Consider the following 22,142-nt stretch of genomic DNA (forward strand, 5'->3'; position numbering starts at 1 on the left):
GGGAAGAGAGAAAGTCTTTTATAAGACCGAAAAAATGCCGGGTTAGGCATCAAACAAATTACTTCTGTTTTGAGTTTTTTTTGATTTATGTCAAAATATTAACTACCTTAAATTTCGGTTTTACTGAAATATAATTTCGAAAATGGGTAATAATGTAAATCTTTTTATTTCCAATACCTCGAAATCGACAAAGAGTTTGCATGCCGATGACCTGGCTTTGTGGCGTAGTTTGGCCAAGGGTAATAATCTGGGATTTTCCAGTCTTTACCAGCGCTACGCCAATAGGCTATTTAATTATGGAATGCACATCTGCTACAATAGAGAGCTGGTGAAGGATTGCATTCAGGAGCTTTTTACCTGGATTTGGAACAAAAGAGATGAGCTGACAGATGTGAATTCTGTAAAATATTACCTCTTCAAATCCTTTCGAAATATTCTGGTCAAAGCAATCAACAAAGACAGAAAGTTTACTGAAGAACCCGGCGAAAACCACTTTTTAGAGCAGTCAGTTTCCAAAGAAGAAGAACTGATGCAGCGGGAGTTGGAGAGCTTTCAGAAGGCTAAAATTAGTTCTGCATTGAGCAAAATCACCAAAAGACAAAGAGAGATCGTAAACCTTCGGTTTTTCAATGAAATGAGCTATTCCGAAATAGCTGCCATCATGGGGATCAGCATAGCTTCAGCACACAATTTGCTCTCAAAGGCACTTCAGCAACTGAAAGAACATATCTGATTTTTTTAAATTTATTGACTCCCATACCGTCTTTTCAAGACCGTAAAAAAAGGAGGTCTGCTCCTTTTTGAGTTTTTTTATATGTATTTCTGTTTTCCTACCAGTAGGGAGAGAAAATATGGGTTTAGGTTTCTTTCTACGTGCTGTGTGCTGTTGTCGGTGGACGGTTATCCGCTACTATCCAGCCACATGCTTTAACTACTGGCGTCATTACGGATAATCAGAATTTTTTTTCAAAAAAATGATGAGATTCTTCTAAGTCTAGGCTCTTATAGCTGTATTAATAATCCAGCGCCTGTGTCTTACCATCATCCTGACTATCAAAAATTTTCTGCTGAGGATCTTGCTGTAGATCCATTTTTTAAGGAATGGGTACTCTATTCTACTCCAGAGCATGATGAGTTTTGGATCAAGTGGCAAGAGACCTATCCAGAAAAGGCATGGGTACTAGAAGATGCTCGTAACCTGGTGCTGAACTTGGAAAACTCCAAATTAGAAATGACATCAGAGGAGCTGAAAGGAGTCTGGGATGAGATTCAGAAGGACGTAGAGCTGCCCTCAAAGTCCCTAGAGACTTTTAGAGCTAAAAAACACCATTGGCCCATAGCGGCAGGAGTTGCAGCAGTTTTGGCAATAGTCATGAGCCTTTATTGGCTGATGCTTCCCCCTGAGATTGAATATGTGACCGGGTATGGAGAAACACTTGAGATTACGTTGCCTGATAGCTCTACGGTGAAACTCAATTCGAATTCCAAACTCACCTATGTGGACAACTGGGAGGGACAGACTGCCCGAGAGCTCAATATTGAAGGTGAGGCATTTTTCAATGTTGTACACAAGGTGGATCATCAGCCATTCCGAGTGTTGAGTTCGAACGGTGTGACCATCGAGGTCCTTGGAACGGAGTTCAATGTATATAATCGATCTGAGGAGACGGAAGTGATCTTGAATTCCGGCTTAGTGACCCTCAGTTTTCCCGTGGAAGAAAAAGAAGGAAAAATCGTGATGGAGCCTGGAGATCTCGTGAAGTTCAAGGATAAGAAATTCAAGCGGGAGCGGGTGAATACCTCCCTTTACACCTCCTGGAAGGATAATATACTGAACCTGGATAAAACCAGCTTGGCTGAAATGGTAAAGATGGCAAAGGATAATTATGGGGTGACCATAGTTGTACAAAACAAGGAAGCATTGGCACTCACCGCTTCAGGATCCATGCCTCTGACAGATGCCGATTCCTTTCTACGCCAGATCGCTTTGATCTTCAATGTGGAACTGACAAAAGAAAATAACAAGTACTTGATTAAATAACCCAAAATGAATTATTCCCCAAATAACCTCAAACCCTTTAAGCATGAAAAAGCTATTACTATTCATGTGTATAGGCTGCTCAATCTCTTGGCAAGCGCTCGCGCAAGCCACAGATTTAATTGCATCCGGGCGGACTATTAACACTGCTGGAAAAGCCAGCAAAAACTATGATGATTTACAATTAAGCCTGAGTAAGCTGGAAAATGATTTTCGTGTTTCCATAGCTTATCAGGATGAACTGGTACGGGATAAAAAATCCCGGGTCAAAACAGAGACATTTGAATCTGTAGAGCAGGGACTGAATTTGCTACTGCAAGGAACAGGGTTGAAATATGAAAAAGCCGGTGAGCGTTTTTATATCATTTCTCCCAAAAAAGCAAGTTCTGGAAGTACTGCTGCAAACCCCCAATCAATTTTAGTGAGCAATAGATCTTCTGGCCCTACGCTGAGGAGAAATTCTGCACTTAAATCCGAAAGTTCCAAAAACACCTTGAAGCGCATAGAAGTAGGGGGCAAGGTCACCGATGAAAACGGAATGGCGTTCCCCGGAGTGAATGTCTTGCTGAAAGGTACTGCTGTAGGAACAGTTTCAGACGCTGCAGGAGATTTTTTGATCAATGTAACCGATGAAAATTCTGTATTGGTATTCTCCTTTGTGGGCTACGTCAGTCAGGAAATAGTAGTGGGCAATAGGACAGTCATCAGTGTATCCATGCAGGTGGATGAAAGCAATCTGGAAGAAGTAGTGGTGACAGCGCTGGGGATAGAGAAAAATGCCAAAAGCTTAGGATACGCTACCTCTACTGTAAAGTCAGATGAGCTGACCGTAAACAGAACCCCTAACGTGATGAACGCCCTACAGGGAAAAGTAGCCGGGGTCAATATCTCCACTTTGGGATCGGGACCAGGAGGTACTTCTAAGATCAGGATTCGCGGGCAATCTTCTATTTCCGGGCAAAACAATCCTCTGATCGTAGTCAATGGCGTTCCTATAGATAACACCAACTTTGGTTCTAACCCGGGAAACAATGCATCAGACAGCAGCATTGGTGTGCGTGGTGGAGGCAATACCTCTGATGGAGGCGATGGACTGTCCAGTATCAATCCTGATGACGTGGAGTCCATGACCATACTAAAAGGAGCCGCAGCGGCTGCACTCTATGGCTCACGAGCTAAAGACGGAGTGGTAATGATCACTACCAAAAGTAAGAACGACACCAGGGGCATAGGTGTGACTTATAATATTAACTACACGAATGAAGCCTCTTTAGACTTTACAGATTATCAATATGAATATGGGCAAGGGGAGCAGGGAGTGAGACCTACTACACCTAATCCCACTTCAGGGCAATGGTCTTTTGGAGAAAAATTTGAGCCAGGAATGACACAGATGCTTTTTGATGGTGTCACTGTGCCATACGAGCCTGTGAGAGGTATAATCAATGATTTTTTCAGAAATGGCCAAAACGTTACCAACTCGATCACTTTAGCTACTTCTTCCGAAAAAGGCGGAATGAGCCTGTCATTTTCTGACCTGAACAGTAAGGGCATAGTCCCTAACAACAGCTACAATAGAAAGACCATAAACTTAGGGTTTGCTTATGATTTGACCCCGAAGTTTAGTTTTAGAGGTAACTTCAATTACTCATTTGAAGAAAACACCAATCCCCCCAATATTGGTCAGCAGGATAATACCATTCCGGTAGCACTGTATAATATGGCTAATTCCATGCCTTTGGATGTGCTGCGCGACAATAGGTATGATGCAGATGGAAACGAGGCCGTTTACTCTAGGTTCCGTAACAGAACCAATCCCTACTTCACTTTATCAGACCAATTTCAAAACATCAAAAGAGATAGGATTTTCGGGAATATTGCAGTGAAGTATAAATTTAACGACTGGCTGTTCATCCAAGGTAGAGTGGGAGAGGACTTTTGGTCCAGAGATCAGGATTACAATAATTTCCCAACCGGCCAGGCATCTAGGGCACCGGCACCCGCTGGTTTTGTCAATGGGGTGTATACTCAGGAACAAAGAAGGTTTCGGGAGATCAATACAGATTTCCTGATCAATGCCAATAAGCAATTTGGAGACCTGACGGTGAATGCAAATTTTGGTGGTAATCATATGCAGCGAAGATCTGACCTGAATAGTGTGCAGGTGACCGATTTCGTGGTAAGGGATCTTTATACCGTTCAAAACGGTAGAGCCAAAGACCCGATTTATGATCTGAATGAACGTGCTGTAAACTCACTCTACGGCTCAGCCGAATTTTCGTATAAAGATCGACTCTTCCTCACCGGGACAGTCCGGAATGATTGGTTCTCCACTTTGTCTAAAGAAAACAGAAGTATCCTGTACCCTTCCGTATCTGCGAGCTGGGTGTTTACTGAAAATTTCACTCCTTCAGGTTGGTTGAACTTTGGTAAGATCCGGGCAGCCTATGCCGAAGTGGGATCAGATGCAGATGTGGGAGCCTATTCCAATGTGCTTTTTTACGGAATCAATAACAATCTCTTTGGCGGGCAGCCGGTAGGAGGACCTAACGGTACCAACCTGCCCAATCCAAATCTCCGCCCTATGCGGATCGGTGAAGCTGAGGTGGGATTTGAGCTTAGCATGTTCCAGAGCCGAGTGAGTTTGGACATGGCGTTTTACCGCAAGTTAACCACAGACCAGATCGTAAGTGCACAGATTTCGGATGCCAGTGGTTTTGTGAATACCTCGATCAATAGTGGTCAGAGTGTGAATAAGGGAGTAGAAATGCTACTGACTTTGGTACCGGTAGAAAACAGCGATTTCACCTGGGAGTCCACATTCAATGCCGCTTATAATAAAACTGAAGTGTTGAGCTTGCTTACGGATACTCCAGGAGAAAGGATCACTGTAGGTACGCACGTGTTCAATGGTGAACTGCGGCAGATAGTAGGAATGGAAATGGGACAGGTTGCCGGTTTTGGTTATAGAAGAGACGAGCAGGGAAGAAAGATTTTTGGTGCTAACGGATTACCCCTCCGAACGACAGACTTGCTCAATTATGGTTCTGCACTGCCCAACTGGGTTGGTGGTTGGAATAATTCATTCAACTACAAAGGAGTTATGCTATCCTTCCTCATAGACTTTAAGCTAGGCAACGTGATGCTTTCCGGTACCAACTTCAATGCGGTACGACATGGCTTGCACAAAATGACACTTGAAGGTAGAGAGGGCGGAGTAGTCGGAGATGGTGTAAATGAAGCCGGAGAGGTGAATACCGTAGTGGCTCCGGTGCAGTCTTACTGGGAAGTAGTAAGATCCCAGGCACTGGTGGAGCCGGTGATTTATGATGGAGGGTACTGGAAGTTGAGGCAGATTACCTTGGGTTATGATTTTACCAAGCATCTTCCTGCTAACCAGCCTTTCAAGTCTGTGAAGCTGAACTTTGTGGCCAATAATGTGCTCATGATTAAAAAATGGGTGGACAATATTGATCCGGAATCCTTCGGCTATACATCTGATAATCTGGTAGGCATGGAGTCCACAGGGCTTCCTTCTACCCGAGGTTTAGGTTTCAATCTGAATGTCAAATTTTAACCCATCTAGCCATGAAAAAGATATCAAAATACCTACTAATCATAATTGTGGTACTGTATTCATCGGCTTGCGATAGCAATTTTGATGAGTTGAATACCAACAAAGTCAGCGCTACTTCCATAGATCCGGCATTTCAGTTGAATGCGGCTATAGTAGGCTGTGCCTTTCCTAATGGATCCCTAGTCTATGACGTAGGAGTAGTCCAGCAGATCATTTCTCCAAACTCAGGATTGATGACCGGTGCCAATTTCAATCAGGACAATAGAACGTTGACCCAGGAGCTTTGGCAGGGCTATTATAGAAATGTCATCAAAAATACACGGGATGTAATCAGTCAGGTGGAGGAGGATCCCAGCCGGGCAAATCTGAAAAACATGACACGGATCATTCAGGCTTTTGCTTTTATGGTATTGACTGATGAATATGGTAGTATCCCCTATTTCGAAGGAGGCAAAGGTTACTCAGATCAAATTTACCTTCCGGTTTATGATTCTCAGGAAGCTATTTATGCGGATTTGATTAAAGAACTGACCGAGGCAACTTCTGCATTGGATGTTACCGGAACCGTAGAATCAGCAGATATTCTCTACGGTGGAGATTTGAATAAGTGGAAGAGCTTTGGCTATTCCCTTCTTTTGAGAGCTGGCATGAGACTCAGTGAAGCCGACCCTACTAAGGCTGCTCAGGTGGCTCAAACTGCCGTGCAAGGTGGGGTCATCCTGATGAATGAAGACAATGCTACGATCAATCATGACCCCAACTACACCAATCCCATCGGGAATTTTCTCAATGCTACCGAGGCATCTAACTTCTATCTGACAGAACCCTTTGTGGACTATTTGCGCAGCAAAAATGACCCAAGACTAGCTGCCATCGCAGTGACCTATGTGGGTGCCAAATCCGGCCCTGAGCAAATCCCGGAAAACCAGACGTATGACGCAGCGGTGCATGTGGGCATACCTATGGGTAATGACAACGCCGGAGCAGTGGAAGCGGCTAACGAACTAGGATTGGCGAGTTTCTATGAGTTTGCCCAGGCGGACAGAAGAAGAATTACCAAAAATACCGCTCCCAATTTCCTGATCACAGCTTCGCAAAATTACCTGCTAATGGCAGAGGCTAGACAAAGAGGCTGGATCAGTAGTGGGTCAGTAGAAGAATACTACAATGCTGGTGTAAGGGCGCATATGAATCAACTGGGTATAATAGATGAGGGATCCAGTATTTCCCCGGCAGAAATCACGCAGTATCTGAATGAAAATCCATTTGATCCTAGCATGGCGATGGAGCAGATCAACACGCAGTATTGGGTGTCCTGCTTCCTAAATGGTCCAGAGGCCTTCGCTAATTTCCGTAGAACCGGTTACCCTGCGCTGAGCCCAAATCCATACCCGGGAAGAGAGGTAGAGTTTATTAACCGATTGACGTACCCCAATTCAGAGATTTCGGTGAATGCAGAGAACGTTTCGGCGGCGATCGCTTCCCAAGGTCCGGACGACCTTGGCACAAAAGTATGGTGGGACAAATAAAAATATAACCGAGCTTGGAAATTCCAGGTTCGGTTTTTTTATTATTAGTTATATTACAAAATGACAAAAACCTATGTAACCCTATTGTTTCTATCATTAATTATGGTAGAATCTTTTGCGCAGCAGATTTCCAGAGAGGAAATGCTATTTCTTACCCAGCAGTGGACTGGAGAGCGATTTGAAGATGGACGCCCCAAGGTCTCAGATGATATTCTGAGGCGGATGAAGGAAGTTTCGCATGACGAAGCTTGGGCGGTAATGAAAAATGAAGGCTACCGCTACCAATATGCGGATGGCTGGGGGCTGATGATCAATCCCGACAGTGTATTAGTGGGCAGAGCACTTACCGCTACTTTTATGCCCGGCAGACCTGATATCCATGATGCCATAGATGAGCGAGGAAAAAAGGAGGGGAAACGCGGGCAGAATTCTTGGCCTGTTGACCTGCTCCAGCAAGGAGATGTTTACGTGGTAGACCAGTTTGGGATACACAATGGCGGGCCAACTATCGGCGATAATGTAGGCAATGCCATTTATGCCAAGTCTGGGAATGGGATAGTCTATGATGGTGCCATTCGTGACGTGGTAGGACTGAAGGAAATCGGTGGGTTTACATCTTATGTGGCCAGCTATCACCCCTCGCACCACAATCAGCCCGGAGATCTAAACACCATGTTGATTGGTATCAATAAACCTACAAGGATACATCAGGTAACCGTGATGGCGGGAGATGTGGTATTGGGCAGAGACGGTGGAGTGTCCTTTATTCCGGCGCACCTGGCTGAGAAAGTAGTGGTGACTTCAGAGGTAGTACGGCTGCGGGATATGTTTGGGCACCAGCGACTGAGAGAGGGAACCTACACCGCCGGTCAGATAGATACCAGATGGTCTGAAGAGATAGAAAAGGACTTCTCCCAGTGGCTGGAAGAGCATATCGACGAGCTTCCAATAGCTAGAGAGCAGATCCAAGAGATACTAAAGAAAAGAACCTGGTAAACCTAAAATTAACCTATTAAATACTAATGAATAACAAGAAGAATTCAAGAAGATCGTTTTTGCAAAAAGGAGCTGTAGCAGGACTTACAGGAGCCGGTATTTTATCAACCTTTGGACAGGGACTGAATGCTGCAGTAGTCAAGCAAAACCGGTATTCAAACCCCTCAGATCTAAAAATTACCGATGTCAAATGTGGATTTGTCCGTGGTGCAGTCTATGTGAAAATCTATACTAATCAAGACGTATGGGGATGTGGGGAAGCGGTGGATGCTATCCATGGATCCTACTATCTGGTCAAGCGTCTTGGAAATCAACTGAGAGGACAAAACCCACTAAACCCGAATCGTCTAGCCGAGCAAATCCGCAAAGGTGCTTTTTTTGGCGGAGCACAATCTGGCGTATTTGTAGCAGTACTCACAGCCATAGAAACGGCCCTTTGGGATATTACAGGTAAAGTTTTTGGAGTTCCTGTTTACCAGCTTCTAGGAGGGAAATACCGGGATAAAATCAGGGTTTACTGCGATACTGCTTTGTATACCTCTACCAACCCTTCTCCAAGTGATTATGCCTCTGCCGCCAGGGGAGCTGTGGACCGAGGTTACAATGCGGTGAAATTTGATGTGGATGATGGGAGAGACCCTAATAAATATGATCGATATAACTGGACGGCTAGTCCAGCAGAAATTGATCGTATGTACAATGCCATAGCAGCCGTACGGGAGGAAGTAGGCCCTAACATTGATATCTGTGTGGATATGCATGGAAGATATGATGCAGTCACAGGGATGAAAATGGCCAAAATGTATGAGCCTTTGAATCTGATGTGGCTAGAAGAACCGGTGCCGGCAGATAACCCTGAAGTATATAAGCATATCACCCAGGAAACCAGCACTCCGATCTGTACCGGGGAAAACATTTATCTGGCTTATGGCTTCACTAAGTTACTTTCTGACGGCGCAGTCGATATCATCATGCCAGACCTGCAAAAGGCCGGAGGGCTAGGGGAAGGACAGCGAATCGCTAACCTCGCCAACCTTTATTATGTACCCTTTTCTCCGCACATGGTGGCTTCATTTTTAGGAGCAATGGCGAGTTGTCATGTCTGTGCTTCCGTACCAAATTTCCAGGTCATGGAGTGGCAAATCTATATGGATACGGATCAGCTTTGGCAGGATATAGTGACTTATGATGGACCTAGAACTGAAAACAGTTTCATTACACTTTCTGAAAAGCCGGGAATAGGCGTAGAGATCAACGAAGAAGGCATGAAGAAACATGCTGTTCCGGGCATTCCATTCTTTGAATAACCTTGGAGAAGAGTTCATCTGAAGACCATAGGTCAATTTGGTTGCTGCTGAATTGACCTACCGTCTAGGGTAAAAAGCGATTTTAAACAGTAACCTAACCCAATCTTAAATGAGTAAAATAACCTCACCAATCCAAAAACTGAAATTTTCAATTGCTATCCTGGCCACTGCCTTTTCTCTGGGTCAGTCGCAAGGCTATGCCCAAAATGTAGGAGCGTCTCCTGAGTATATCAAGGCGCTGACAGCGGAGTGGACCGGAGAGCGATTCGATGATGGAAGGCCCAAAGTTTCAGATGCCATTTTGGAGCGTTTGAAAAATATCTCAATAGAAGAAGCCTGGGGAGTACTGCGAAATAGAGGGTACCAAAATCAATATGAGGGAGACTGGCAGATTATGCTACCAGACGAGGCCATGACTGGTCGTGTGGTCACTGCCCAATACATGCCCTTACGTCCGGATTTAGAAAAACAAGTCAAAGACCAAGGTGTGGAAAAAGAAGGCAGGGCTCCCACAGGAGGAACCAATTCCTGGCCTATAGATGTGCTGACTACTGGCGATGTGTATGTGGCAGATGGGTATGGCAAAATCGTCGATGGTACTTTGATAGGTGATAACCTCGGTAATGCCATTTTTGCTAAATCCCAACGAGGCGTCATCTTCAATGGCTCAGTCCGTGATCAGGAAGGCCTATCTGAAATCCAAGGGTTCAATGCCTGGATCAAGGGTCAAGATCCTTCTTACATCCAGCAGATGATGCTGACTTCTATCAATGCTCCCATCAGAGTGGGCAGAGCTACGGTATTGCCTGGGGATGTGGTGCTCGCCAAAAAGTATGGCGTGATATTCATTCCAGCGCATTTGGTGGAGGAGTTAGTCTTAACCTCAGAAGTGACCGGACTCCGGGATGAATTTGGCCATCAAAGACTGCGAGAAGGAAAATACCTGCCCGGCCAGATCGATAGCCAGTGGACGGAAGATATCAAAAAAGATTTTCTTGACTGGCTGAATAATTACCCAGGACAGCTCCCAATGACCAAGGAAGAACTGGATAATTACCTCAAAGAGCGTAATTATTGATCTCTAACTAAATTCATTTCAGGATTTTTAGCCGCCTAACGTAGAAAGTATAGTTCCGCAGGTGGCTTGGAAAACTATGGATACTCATCTCGGGAAAATGCTACGTCCAACCAAATTCACGCGAACACAATAACCCAATTTACTATGAAAAGCACACTTCAACACCTTATCCAAAAGAGCAAACTGCAGGATCAGCAATTCGCCGCACAGCGACAAGCAGAAATCGATAACCCCTTGACGCTGAACAATCGCAGAGATTTTCTTAAAAAAACAGCTTTGGGAGGATTAAGCCTTTCTGCTTTGATGGGACTATCCATGGAAGATACGATGGCCGAGACCACCAAAAACGTGCGTAGAGCGTCAGCTCCTTCTGACCTGAAAATTACTGACCTTCGCTATGCCCATACCAATGTAATGAACGGAACAGCCATCATTCGCATCGACACTAATCAGGGTATTTCAGGCTTGGGAGAGGTGAGAGATGGTGCTGATCCTCGGTATGCACTCATGCTGAAAAGCAGAATTCTGGGAGAAAACCCATGTAATGTAGAGAAGATCTTTAAGATCATTAAGCAATTCGGCGGACAGTCCCGTCAGGCAGGGGGTGTTTGTGGAGTGGAGATGGCACTGTGGGACTTATGTGGTAAAGCCTACAATGTGCCTGCCTGGCAGCTTTTAGGGGGCAGATACCGAGATTCAGTGAGATTGTATGCCGATACACCAGAGGCAGATTCCCCAGAGGAACAATTGAAACTCATCAAGTACCGTACCGAAGAGCAGGGGTACACCTGGCTGAAGATGGATGTTTCCATAGGAGAGATTATGGATATTCCTGGCTGCATAGTGAATCCGGAGATTTTCAAAATGGGAAGAAGCCAGTGGCAAGGTGGTTATATGTCCTATGCAAATACCGCTCACCCTTTTACCGGGGTTCAAATCACTGAAAAAGGCCTGGATGAACTGGCTAAAATTGTAGATCATGTTAGAGGTCTGGTAGGCTATGACATCCCGATCTCTACGGACCATTATGGACACTTTGACCTGAATAACTGTATTCGCCTAGGTGAAGCGCTGGACAAATACCGTTTGGCTTGGCTAGAGGATATGGTGCCATGGCAAATGTGGGAACAGCATAAGACCATTACTGAGGCGCTGAATACGCCTACTACTACGGGTGAGGATATTTATCTTTTGGAATACTTCAAAGACTTGATAGATAATCATGCAGTGGATATTGTACATCCGGACTTAGCTTCCTCAGGTGGGCTCCTGGAAACCAAGAAAATTGCCGATTATGCAGAGGAAAAAGGCATAGGAATGGCCATGCACCAAGCTGGAACCCCAGTTTCCTTTATGGCAAATGTACACTGTGCCGCTGCTACCCAAAACTTCCTGGCCCTAGAGCATCACTCTGTAGATGTGCCCTGGTGGGAAGATCTGGTGACTATGACCGGTGGAGGCAAAATGATTGACAAAGGCTACGCTCCTGTGCCTTTGGATGCTCCCGGATTAGGAATAGAATTGAATGAGGAAGTGGTCAAGGAGCATCTTCATCCGTCGGATACTTCGTTTTTTGCGCCTACAGATATGTGGAATGAGAAACGCTCTCACGACAGGACTTACAGTTAAAACCATCAATCTTAACCTTGATAAGCCCCGGGAAGCCAAAACATGTATATTCCCGGGGTATTTCAAAAAAAAGCTTTCACCCAAAATACCTAAACCTTGAATCCAAAAATTGCAAAGGCACTTTCGATTATCGCAGGAGTGCTATTTATTTCAGCCCTGGCTGTCAGTATTTTCTCAGCTATTTCTAATGCCGGATTTCTATGGATCGGCTTTTTCTTTAGTTGTGCCATTTCATTTTTGGGGTATCCCAAGCTGAAAGGCTATGCTTACTCCATGATGATCTTTGGTTCGGTGACTTTGGCGCTGTATTTCCCGCAGTATTTTGTAGAGTATAATGGGTTTAAATTCAGTGCTTTGATCGTTCCTCTGATTCAGATTATTATGTTCGGCATGGGGACTTCCATGAGTATCAAAGATTTTCTGGGAGTAGTGAAAATGCCCAAAGGTGTGTTGATAGGTGTACTTTGCCAGTTTACCATTATGCCATTCGTAGGTTTTGCACTGGCAAAGTCGAGTGGCTTTCCTCCGGAAATAGCAGCAGGAATGATTTTGATAGGATGCTCACCTAGCGGAATGGCTTCCAATGTGATGAGTTTTCTGGCGAAAGCAAATCTGGCACTTTCGATCACTGTGACCTCGGTGACCACATTGCTGGCTCCCTTTGTGACCCCGTTTTTGATGGGTTGGCTAGCAGGGGAATTTGTGGAAATCAATGTGCTGGACATGATGTTCAGCATTGTGAAGATGGTCATCATTCCTATAGGTGCTGGTTTGCTTTTCAATTATTTCTTACGGGGTAAAGCCCAATGGCTGGATGATTTGATGCCAATCATTTCTATGGCTGCTATTGCACTGATCCTGGTGGTGATCGTAGCTGCGGGTAGAGATAGTCTTTTGGATATAGGACCTTTACTTATTGTCATGGTGATTTTTCATAATCTCATAGGTTACGTGCTGGGATATTGGGCCAGTAGGTTGTTCAGGTTGGATGAGAAAGATTGCAGAACCATAGCTATAGAAGTGGGGATGCAAAATGGAGGTCTGGCCTCTGGGATAGCCAAAGAAATGGGTAAAATCGCTACTGTAGGTCTCGCGCCGGCGGTTTTCGGACCGTGGATGAATGTCACTGGATCTATCTTAGCTTCCTATTGGCACAAAAAGCCTTTGGATGACTCGGACTCCTAATTGATAAAAAAAGAGGCAGCCACTAACTTAATGGGCTGCCTTTTTCCGAATTAGAAACCATTATTTGAAAGAGCTGAGGTGATACTTCAACTTTTGCTTTTTTTGATGATTAATTATTAGACCACTGAGGAGTTTTTCCCTTGAGGGTCTTTCTGTAATAAGGTTGTTTTTTATGTAATAGGCTGCGCATTTTGATTCGATAGAAATCATAGCCGATTACGATAATTAGAAAAATGCAGACAATATAGAATACGTTATAGGCGATGGTGAGGTAGATGTAACCTGCCGTTACGCCTCCTGAAAGGTAGGAGACCATAATGCTTACCAGAAGTGCCCATTTATTTCTCAATTGCTTGTTTTCTCTATTCTCTTTTTTGGTGAAAAGCGAAGCTAATATTCCTAAATCAGTGGTCAGCCCTGTCAAGTGAGTGGTTTTGACAGCTGAATTTGAAATGGTAGCAGTAAGTCCATTTTGTATACCCATCGCAAATAGCATGCTGCTGACCATCAGCTCGGTTTCCAGCAAGGTTTCTTTATAGTAGTATTGGATGTAGGTGCCCACTGCAAGTAAGCATAGGATTTCCAGTAAAATAGGGAGGGAATGTGCCAAGTAGGCATTTTTCTTACGGAAATTGATCACGATTAAGTTCGAAGTGAAATTCCCAAAGAAAAAAAGGAAAATCCAGCCAAATACCACCAATGCCTGGTACCAATTGCCATGGGAAATCTCCTGCGCTAGAATGGCGTAATGTCCGGTTACATTTGAAGTGAACGCGAAAAATATAATTACCGATATCACATTGACCATGCCTGCTGAAAAAGCTGTGAGTGCGCCAAGTTGGATGTTTTCTTTCAGGGTTCTATCGTGGTGCTTGCTGATCATGTAGATTTAGGATTGAATCCTTTTGAAGGTCATTTTCATTATTCCTCTCACCTGCATGTCAAAACTGAAATGCAAAACCATGTGATCGGCACTTAATTCCTGTATTTCATAATACTCTAATGCTTCTCCTGACCCGCCTATTTGAAGTATGTTTCCCCGGCCTTTCAAAGTCCAATGGAGCTCTTTATGGGTGTTTTGTCCTTCCATTTCCAGGGTTTCACTGTCATAAAACTTCCAGGTTTCTGCTTTATGGATGACTAGATTTTTGCTGATTTCTTCTTTGATATGATCAGTGACCATGATGTCAAATCCTTCACCCTTGTTATGTAAGGAGTCTAGTTTTTCATATTCCCAGGACACTTCTTGCCATTCCCCTAGCATGAGATCTACAGGACTTTCCTGCAGGGAGAGGAAAGTAAAATAAAGCCCTGCGATAAGGGTAAAGGTGCTTGGGTATAGAATTTTGGTCAGCATGATTGGTGGGGTTAGTGTGCCATCTGCCCGTGCGTGAAAAACAATGCTGATAGCTCATCTTGCTGGTTTCCCGCATTGGGTTGGTTGGCACTGTCCCAGTTCATTTCTACCAGATTGATTTTGCTTCTGGTCAAAAAGGGAATCAAACTGAAACTGCTAGAGTTTTTTAATTTGAAAGTGTAGTGGGTGGAGTAGTAAGCTTCGGCGATTTGATTGCCTTCCAGGTAGTTTTGGAAGGCGTTTTGGTTAGTGCCGCTGAATAGATCTAATGACATCTGTTCGATGATGCTGTCATACTTTTCCATCAGTAATTTGCAGCAGGATTTGAATTCAGGACTTTCCAGTTGATCTAAGGCCCTGCTTTTGGAATAAAAAAGTAATTCAGTAATGGATGAAGACATCCACTGGCCATAGACCAGAATTACCCTTAATTTTTCACCTGATTGTTGGTTTTTTTGCAGTGCTAACTTCACTAGATTCAGTGAGTCTACAGTGAAATCGGTTGGTATTAAGATTGTCTTAGCCATTACTCCTGTATGATTGGTTGAACAGGGGCTAAATTATTACCTACCCATTAGAATGGTTTAAGGATGAGATTAAGATCCTATTAGAATCTCCAGCCTTGATATTAAAATGAGATTAGAGAACAAAATCACCTTTTGGTAGTCTTATTTCTACCGTGGTGCCTCTATTTAGGGATGATGATACCTTTAACTCCCCGTCATGGATCCTCACTATATTTCTGGCCAAGGGCAATCCTATTCCATGTCCTTCGTGATTGATGGTGTTAGAAGCTCGGAAATAAGGATCATAGATGTACTCCATTTCATCTGGAGGTATACCTATTCCGTCGTCTTTCACTATGATAATAATGTTTCCATCCATGACTGCCAGGGCAATGTTGACTGGTTTACCGTCTGAGTATTTGCAGGCATTCAGTACGATATTAGACACCGCCAGATGGAGCAGTTGTTCATTGCCTAGTACTTTGAGTAAAAGTGGGTTTTCTGGCAATAGACTGAAATCCAGGCATATTTTATTCTTGGTCTGGATTTTTTCCACAGTTTCTTTGACATCCAGAATCAGTTGATCCATTCTTACTTTTCCGAACTTCTGGCGCTTACCATCAAATCCGGTTTGTGCCAAAAGCAGTAAGGCTTGAGTTTTTTGCTGTAGTTTTTCTGCCTCTCCAAGAATGGTTTGTAGAGATTCTATGTAGTCTTCAGGTTGCCTGGCCTTGGAGAGTGTCACGTCTGCTTCTCCTATGATAGAAGTCAATGGAGTGTTGAGCTCATGAGAGGCGTTGCTGATGAAATTTTTCTGTGTTTCAAAGGAGGTTTCCAACCTGTTGAGCATGTCATTGAAGGTCTGGGCCAGCTCTCGGACTGCATCGTTGTTTTCTGGTACTTCCAATCTCATGTGCAGATTCTCTGACCCTATTTTTTTGGTCTTCTTGATGATGTTTTGGATGGGCTCAATGATTTTTCTGGAAAACATCACAGAGAAGATCACAATCAAAAGAAAGGCAATCGCCAAAGAAGTGAATATCAGGTTTCTCAAATAGGCCAAGTGGTGGGTGATGAAATAGTTCTCGGCAGAAAGTATAACTAGATGTTCCTTTTGGTCTTCAGTCTTATAAATAGTCCCGTAAAAGAAAGTGTTTTGGTGGCTGTACGTTCCTATTCCCTCCTCGACTACTTCTCTTAAAAATGATTTGTTGTAGGATGTCAACCTACGATCATCGATTAGGTTTTCTTGTTCGATATCTTCTAGAATGATGTGTTGCTCATTGGTGAGGGGTTCCAGGTAGTCTTGCCGCAGCTGCTGAACCACATTGCTGTCTTTTTGCTTTTCAAGTTCAATCTTGGCTGTGGCTATGGCACGTATTTCAAGTCTTTTGTAGAAATCTGTGAATGCAAATCTGGAAATGGAATAATAGATGAAACCACTGAAAAGCAGCGTATAGCCTATGAAAGCGGTGAGGAGAATGTAGATGATTTTATTTTGGAGCTTCATTGGTACTCTTTTAGTACATATCCCATTCCTATGACCGTCTGGATCAGTTTTTGGCTGCCGTATTTGTCCAGCTTTTTACGGAGGTAGTTTACATAGACATCTACCACATTTGTCCCCATATCGAAGTTCACCCCCCAGACCTCATGAAGCATGTCCACTCGGGATAGTACTTTTCTTGGGTTTTTCATGAACATGAGTAGCAATCTAAATTCTGTGGAGGTTAGCGATAGCTCATTTCCATTTCTGAAAACGGTTTTTTCAGTGTTATCCAAAACCAGGTCTGCAAATTTGAAAACTTCATTCTCCTGCTCGGGTTCACCGGTTTTACCGCCTCTTCTCAGCAAGGTCTTAATTCTAGCCTGCAGCTCGATAAACTTAAAGGGCTTCACCAGGTAATCATCGGCTCCTGAGTCTAAGCCTATGACTACATTTTCTGTACTGCCCATCGCCGACAGAAAAAGGATAGGTACTTCAGTGTTTTCCTGTCTGATCTTTCTGCAAACTTCCAGACCATTGATGTTAGGAAGCATAATGTCCAATATGATCAGATCAAACTGGCTCTTCAAGGCTAGCTGAAGCCCCATCGCCCCGTCCATGGCGACAGTAACTTCAAATCCATTTTCTGTCAGGCCTTTATTGATGAAACTACAGACTCGGGTGTCGTCTTCTACTAGAAGTATTTTTTTCAACGTAGCGTGGTTTAATTGATGTGGGATTAGGGTAGTTTATAGGCTTGACGTGCCAGTAATTTCCACTTTCCCTTTTCTTTTTGCCAAACTAGCATTACACCGATTTTGATGGAATTTGCATTGCCACCGTCCAGCACATCTGCTACGAGATTGTGGCGTACTATGGCTATGTTTTTATCCACATATATGCTTTGGTCCTCAAACTCAGCAGTGGCAAAATCAGATGCACCACTTACCAGTGCTTCTATAAACTGTGCCTGATTCTCTAGCTTTCCGCTTGAGTGACCATAGCTGAGATGGATGGAACTGATCTCCGAAAGATTGGCTACTGTGGGATCTATAAGCGCGAGTCTAAGTTTTTCGACTTGGTTTTGAACATCTTTTTCAGCTTGCGCAAAAACTACAGTGCTGCAAAGTAAAAGTGCTATTGTCAATAGGTTTTTCATGGGTTTGGGATGGGTTTTTTGTTGATAAATAGGTCAGGTTATTTTTCCTGTACGATGGTAAAGATATTCTTTTCTTTCACGCCTTTGACTTTGTGCTCCACCAGCACAGGAATTTCATAAGTATCAAATTCTTCTAGGTGTATCACTTCCTCATTGATGTAAAAGTTGATTTCGCCCCTGAGTACGGTCAGTGTAGACGGGACATTTGCGGTATGCTCTTTCAAATATTGATCTTGGATAAGGCCTATAGCAAAGTAGTTCAATTTGTCAGATCGCTGGATTGGGCATACCGAGGGGCGATCGTTTCGGAAGGGGAGTTGGTCTAAAATATTCATGGAGTATAGGGGTTGATTGCCAATAGACATTGTTCATGAATATACATAACCTTTCGCAAATACGCATGCAAACCCAGATCCTTCCCATAAATGGGGTGTTAGAAAGGCTCGATGTGGATCAGTACATTGCCAAGCTCAGGGATTTCCTTGCAGAGTCTGTCCTTCAGCAGGTGCGAGATCCTGTGTCCTTCAGTCACGCTGAGTTCACCTACCACCAAGGCGTGAAGATCCACATGGTACTCCATACCAGCTTTTCGGATAAAACACTTTTCCGTTCCCTTCACCCCAGGTACGGTGAGGGCAATTTCCCGGATATGCTTGGTCAATTCCTCGTAATTATTTTCATCCATCACCTCGCTGAGTGCCGGACGGAAGATTCTATAACAATTAAAAAGTATAAAAGCCACAGCAAACAAGGCCGCATAATCATCTGCTACTTCAAAACCTTCTCCCCCAAAGACAGCAATTATAATCCCAACAAATGCAGCTACAGAGGTAATCGCATCGCTTCGGTGATGCCAGGCCTCAGCTTTCAAGGCTGAACTATTCAGTTTCTTGCTTCTACGCATCACCACCTGAAAGGAAATCTCCTTCCAAAGGATAATACCCGCCAAAACAATCAAGGTAAAAGGGCGGGGCGATTCATGAGGAGTGATGATATGCTGATAGGCCTGCCAGCCAATGGTGCAGGCTGAAATAATCAAGAAAACCACGACCAAAAAGGTGATCAATGGTTCTGCTTTGCCATGGCCATAGGGGTGATTTTCATCGGCAGGTTTAGAAGAATACCTCAGTCCTACCAAAACCAAAAGTGATGCAAATACATCTACCACTGACTCTATCCCGTCTGCAATCAAAGCATACGAATGCCCAAATATCCCAGCTGTAAACTTGATGGCAGCCAGTAGGGCATTGCCTAGCATGCTGAAAATTACGGTTCTTGCTGCGAGATTGGAATTGCTCATGGGCTAGTTTTGGGGACAGAAACTTTTTCTGTTGCAGACTTAATGGGTTAGGATTTGAAGTTTTTGGGATAGAATAACCCAAAGAAGAAACAAATGAATCCCTTTTTGCTAACATTTCCACCCCTTTTTAGAAGAGTGGAGTACATACTTTTAGGGAAAATTAAATTCTACCCATGAATAACCGATTTAAGGCAATATTACTCCTCTTTTTGTGCAGCACGTTTTTTTTCTCCTGCGGAGAAGATGAAGAAGCAGAACCAATAACCCTATCCCTTTCCGAGGAAATTTTAAATTTCAATGCTGAAGGGGGATCGCAGACTTTTTCGATTACCAGCAATTCTTCTTGGACAATTGAAACTTCAGTTCTAAACGCCGAGGTTACTCCCCGGTCCGGAACTGGAAATGGAGAAGTTACTGTAACGCTGGGCTTAAATGATATAGAAACCTCAATTACTTTTTATGTGGAAGTAAAGGCGGGAAGTATACAGAAAGAGGTGGCTGTGGTTCAGGAACCGGCTGAGCCTCAGTTTCCGGATTATTACATACCGGCTGATCAAACAGGGATGAGGGATGTCCCAAATCTGGAGCTGGCCATGGACATGGGCTATGGTTGGAATCTCGGCAACACACTGGAAGCGATAGGAGGAGAGACCGCCTGGGGGAATCCCAAAGCGACCCAAGAGCTAATCGATGCCGTGAAGGCCGCTGGGTTCAATTCAGTGAGGATACCGGTAGCATGGAGCAAATTTTCTAATCCAGCCACGTTCGAAATAGACCCAGCGTGGATGGCCCGGGTGACCGAGGTGGTAGATTATGTGATAGCAAATGACATGTACGCTCTGCTGAATATTCACTGGGATGAGGGCTGGATGCAGCCTACTTATGCTCAGCAGGACTATGTAAATGACAGGTTGGAAAAAATGTGGATTCAGATTGCCTTAAATTTCCGGGACTATGAGGATCATTTGCTCTTTGCAGGAACTAACGAAGTCATGGTAGAGGGGGATTACGGTACGCCCATACCGGAATATTATCAGGTTCAGAATTCCTTTAACCAGACATTCGTAGATGCGGTGAGGTCCACTGGTGGAAGAAATTCCTACAGAAATCTAGTGGTTCAAACCTTCAATACCAACATAGATCATGGGGTCAATTTTTTTGAATTGCCCGAGGACAAAACAGCGGGGCGATTGATGGTAGAAGCACATTATTACGATCCTTATGAATTTGCACTTCAGGAAAATGAAACCATCACCCAGTGGGGTGAAAATGCCACTGATCCTTCCAGAAAAGCAAATTGGGGCGATGAAGCCCATGCAGATGCTCAATTTATGAAAATGAAAACCAATTTCGTGGATAAGGGGATTCCAGTGCTGATGGGAGAGTATGGCGCAGTACTAAAGAAAGCCGGGGAGCACCATGAGTATCTGAAGGATTATTTGAAATACATTACAGAAAGCATGGGAAGGCATGGTCTGGTCCCTTTTTACTGGGACAACGGCTACGCGGGAGATTACGGTTTTGCACTATTTGATAGGCAAAGCGGGGAGCAGATTCATCCGGATCTGATCAAAGCAGTTACAGGGCAATAATTGTCTATGGGAAGTTAAACCACGCCTTAGCGAACCCTTTTGAATAAGCTGTAATAAAAAGAGGTTAACTGTAAATGTGCCGTGAATCGCCAATAGGTAAGAAAAGGCGTCCCAAAGTAATTTAGGACGCCTTTATTATTGTTTGCGTACCCTTTAGGTTGAGAGGGCAGTGTGTTCCCTTTGTTTGCTGATGGTGCCTGGGGTTAGCTGATCCATTTTTAAAACTACAAATCCGCCCAATGCACATATTGCCATTCCTATGACCATAGGGAAAGCCGAACTGGCGTGAAACAGACTGACTACCGCCGTCACTATCCCGCCTATCGCCATGCGCATACTGCCAAGCATCGCTGAAGCAGATCCAGCATTTCTCGAAAATGGAGCCATGGAAAGAGCCGTTGTATTTGGGCCGTTCAGTCCATGTGCGGTCAGAAATACAAACATCAGAGCGATCAGTGTAAATACATTGAACCAGTCGAAATAGACACCTATCACTAAGAGCAAACCTACAGTTACCTGATAGTGCAAGGAGAAATTAATGATTTGCTGGCTGCTGAATTTGCGAAGTAAAATATGGTTCAACTGCGTAGAACCAATCATGGCAAATGCCAAAATCCCGAAAATCCATCCAAATTGATGTTCGGAAAGCCCATAGAGATTCATGAATACGTCTGCCGAACTGGCGATGTACGCAAAAGGAGCCGCTCCGGCTATACCGCCCACGAGCATGTAGACCAAAAACTGACGGTTTTCAAGAACTTTTAGGTAGCTGTTCCAGACTTGCTTTGGCTTCAAAGAAACCTCCCGATCTGGTAAAGCTCCGGCTGGTAGCACCACTACAGTGGCTATCCAGATGATGGCCGTCAGAGCTGCCAATATGATAAACACCCAGTGCCAGTCATAGGCGGCAGTCACAAATCCTCCCAAAGCCGGCGCGATCATGGGCGAAACAGCGATCACCAAAACCAGTAGTGACATGGCTTGAGCAGTTTTTTTCACGGGGAAAATATCCCGCACTATCGCCTGTGCGGACACCATGCCGGCACATCCACCTATGGCCTGAATGAATCGCATGAGGATCAGATTTTCTACAGATTGAGAAAGGGCACAGCCAATGGAAGCCAGAATATACAGTGCCAAGCCTCCATAAAGTGGCTTTTTTCTACCGAATCTATCCAACAAAGGGCCGTAAAAAAGCTGACCAATAGCAATCCCTGCCAGGTAAGCGGTCAATGAAAGCTGGATATTGGAAATAGGCGTGTTCAGGGTTTCGGCCATTTCTGGGAACCCCGGAAGATACATGTCTATAGAAAACGGAGAAATCGTACACAGAGCACCCAGCACAAGGACGATTTTAAAGTATTCAGTTTTGGTATATCTCTTTTCCATATCTAAAAATAATT

General features: G+C 44.1%; 19 protein-coding genes. 10 read left to right on the forward strand and 9 right to left on the reverse strand.

Annotation, left to right across the window (positions count from 1 at the left end):
- Positions 1-142 precede the first annotated feature (142 nt).
- The 9 genes from PBT90_RS04190 (at position 143) to PBT90_RS04230 (ending at position 13,339) form a co-directional block, all read left to right on the forward strand.
- Complete coding sequence (locus PBT90_RS04190) at positions 143-733, forward strand: RNA polymerase sigma factor (RefSeq protein ID WP_264809137.1); 591 nt, start codon at positions 143-145, stop codon at positions 731-733.
- A gap of 297 nt (positions 734-1,030) precedes the next feature.
- Positions 1,031-2,041, forward strand: coding sequence for a FecR family protein (locus tag PBT90_RS04195; RefSeq protein ID WP_264809138.1), 1,011 nt, complete (start codon positions 1,031-1,033; stop codon positions 2,039-2,041).
- 43 nt (positions 2,042-2,084) lie between these two features.
- On the forward strand, positions 2,085-5,615 hold the full coding sequence (locus PBT90_RS04200; protein WP_270131721.1) for a SusC/RagA family TonB-linked outer membrane protein: 3,531 nt from the start codon (positions 2,085-2,087) through the stop codon (positions 5,613-5,615).
- A gap of 11 nt (positions 5,616-5,626) precedes the next feature.
- Entirely contained in the window at positions 5,627-7,144 is a 1,518-nt protein-coding gene (locus tag PBT90_RS04205; protein ID WP_264809140.1) for a SusD/RagB family nutrient-binding outer membrane lipoprotein, read from the forward strand.
- Positions 7,145-7,204: 60 nt separating this feature from the next.
- Positions 7,205-8,140: an RraA family protein gene (locus tag PBT90_RS04210; RefSeq protein WP_264809141.1), complete on the forward strand. Its 936-nt coding sequence runs from the start codon at positions 7,205-7,207 to the stop codon at positions 8,138-8,140.
- A gap of 26 nt (positions 8,141-8,166) precedes the next feature.
- Entirely contained in the window at positions 8,167-9,447 is a 1,281-nt protein-coding gene (locus PBT90_RS04215) for a mandelate racemase/muconate lactonizing enzyme family protein (protein WP_264809142.1), read from the forward strand.
- Between the two features lie 109 nt (positions 9,448-9,556).
- Complete coding sequence (locus PBT90_RS04220) at positions 9,557-10,525, forward strand: RraA family protein (protein ID WP_264809143.1); 969 nt, start codon at positions 9,557-9,559, stop codon at positions 10,523-10,525.
- 144 nt (positions 10,526-10,669) lie between these two features.
- Positions 10,670-12,154: a mandelate racemase/muconate lactonizing enzyme family protein gene (locus PBT90_RS04225; RefSeq protein WP_270131725.1), complete on the forward strand. Its 1,485-nt coding sequence runs from the start codon at positions 10,670-10,672 to the stop codon at positions 12,152-12,154.
- 96 nt (positions 12,155-12,250) lie between these two features.
- Positions 12,251-13,339 (forward strand): bile acid:sodium symporter family protein, encoded by a 1,089-nt coding sequence (locus PBT90_RS04230; protein ID WP_396127660.1) that lies wholly within the window; start codon positions 12,251-12,253, stop codon positions 13,337-13,339.
- 109 nt (positions 13,340-13,448) lie between these two features.
- Here PBT90_RS04230 and PBT90_RS04235 read toward each other — a convergent pair whose 3' ends face one another.
- The 8 genes from PBT90_RS04235 to PBT90_RS04270 form a co-directional block, all read right to left on the reverse strand.
- The gene (locus tag PBT90_RS04235) at positions 13,449-14,222 is read right to left on the reverse strand and encodes a YoaK family protein (protein ID WP_264809145.1); all 774 of its coding nucleotides are present in this window, start codon (positions 14,220-14,222) and stop codon (positions 13,449-13,451) included.
- 6 nt (positions 14,223-14,228) lie between these two features.
- Positions 14,229-14,696 (reverse strand): hypothetical protein, encoded by a 468-nt coding sequence (locus PBT90_RS04240; protein WP_264809146.1) that lies wholly within the window; start codon positions 14,694-14,696, stop codon positions 14,229-14,231.
- An 11-nt stretch (positions 14,697-14,707) separates the two neighbouring features.
- A complete protein-coding gene (locus tag PBT90_RS04245; protein WP_264809148.1) occupies positions 14,708-15,223 on the reverse strand; it encodes a hypothetical protein in 516 nt (171 codons plus the stop codon).
- A gap of 112 nt (positions 15,224-15,335) precedes the next feature.
- Positions 15,336-16,712, reverse strand: coding sequence for a sensor histidine kinase (locus tag PBT90_RS04250; RefSeq protein WP_270131728.1), 1,377 nt, complete (start codon positions 16,710-16,712; stop codon positions 15,336-15,338).
- A complete protein-coding gene (locus tag PBT90_RS04255; RefSeq protein WP_264809150.1) occupies positions 16,709-17,401 on the reverse strand; it encodes a response regulator transcription factor in 693 nt (230 codons plus the stop codon). Before PBT90_RS04255 ends, PBT90_RS04250 begins: the two co-directional genes overlap by 4 nt.
- A gap of 26 nt (positions 17,402-17,427) precedes the next feature.
- A complete protein-coding gene (locus tag PBT90_RS04260; RefSeq protein ID WP_264809151.1) occupies positions 17,428-17,847 on the reverse strand; it encodes a nuclear transport factor 2 family protein in 420 nt (139 codons plus the stop codon).
- A gap of 38 nt (positions 17,848-17,885) precedes the next feature.
- Positions 17,886-18,182, reverse strand: coding sequence for a cupin domain-containing protein (locus PBT90_RS04265; protein WP_264809153.1), 297 nt, complete (start codon positions 18,180-18,182; stop codon positions 17,886-17,888).
- 98 nt (positions 18,183-18,280) lie between these two features.
- Positions 18,281-19,147: a cation diffusion facilitator family transporter gene (locus PBT90_RS04270; protein ID WP_264809154.1), complete on the reverse strand. Its 867-nt coding sequence runs from the start codon at positions 19,145-19,147 to the stop codon at positions 18,281-18,283.
- Between the two features lie 173 nt (positions 19,148-19,320).
- Here PBT90_RS04270 and PBT90_RS04275 point away from each other — a divergent pair, with 173 nt between their 5' ends.
- The gene (locus PBT90_RS04275) at positions 19,321-20,739 is read left to right on the forward strand and encodes a cellulase family glycosylhydrolase (RefSeq protein ID WP_264809155.1); all 1,419 of its coding nucleotides are present in this window, start codon (positions 19,321-19,323) and stop codon (positions 20,737-20,739) included.
- Positions 20,740-20,892: 153 nt separating this feature from the next.
- Here PBT90_RS04275 and PBT90_RS04280 read toward each other — a convergent pair whose 3' ends face one another.
- Entirely contained in the window at positions 20,893-22,128 is a 1,236-nt protein-coding gene (locus PBT90_RS04280) for a multidrug effflux MFS transporter (RefSeq protein WP_264809156.1), read from the reverse strand.
- Between the last annotated feature and the right edge of the window lie 14 nt (positions 22,129-22,142).

It is taken from the genome of Algoriphagus sp. TR-M9 (assembly GCF_027594545.1).
Taxonomy (GTDB): domain Bacteria; phylum Bacteroidota; class Bacteroidia; order Cytophagales; family Cyclobacteriaceae; genus Algoriphagus; species Algoriphagus halophytocola.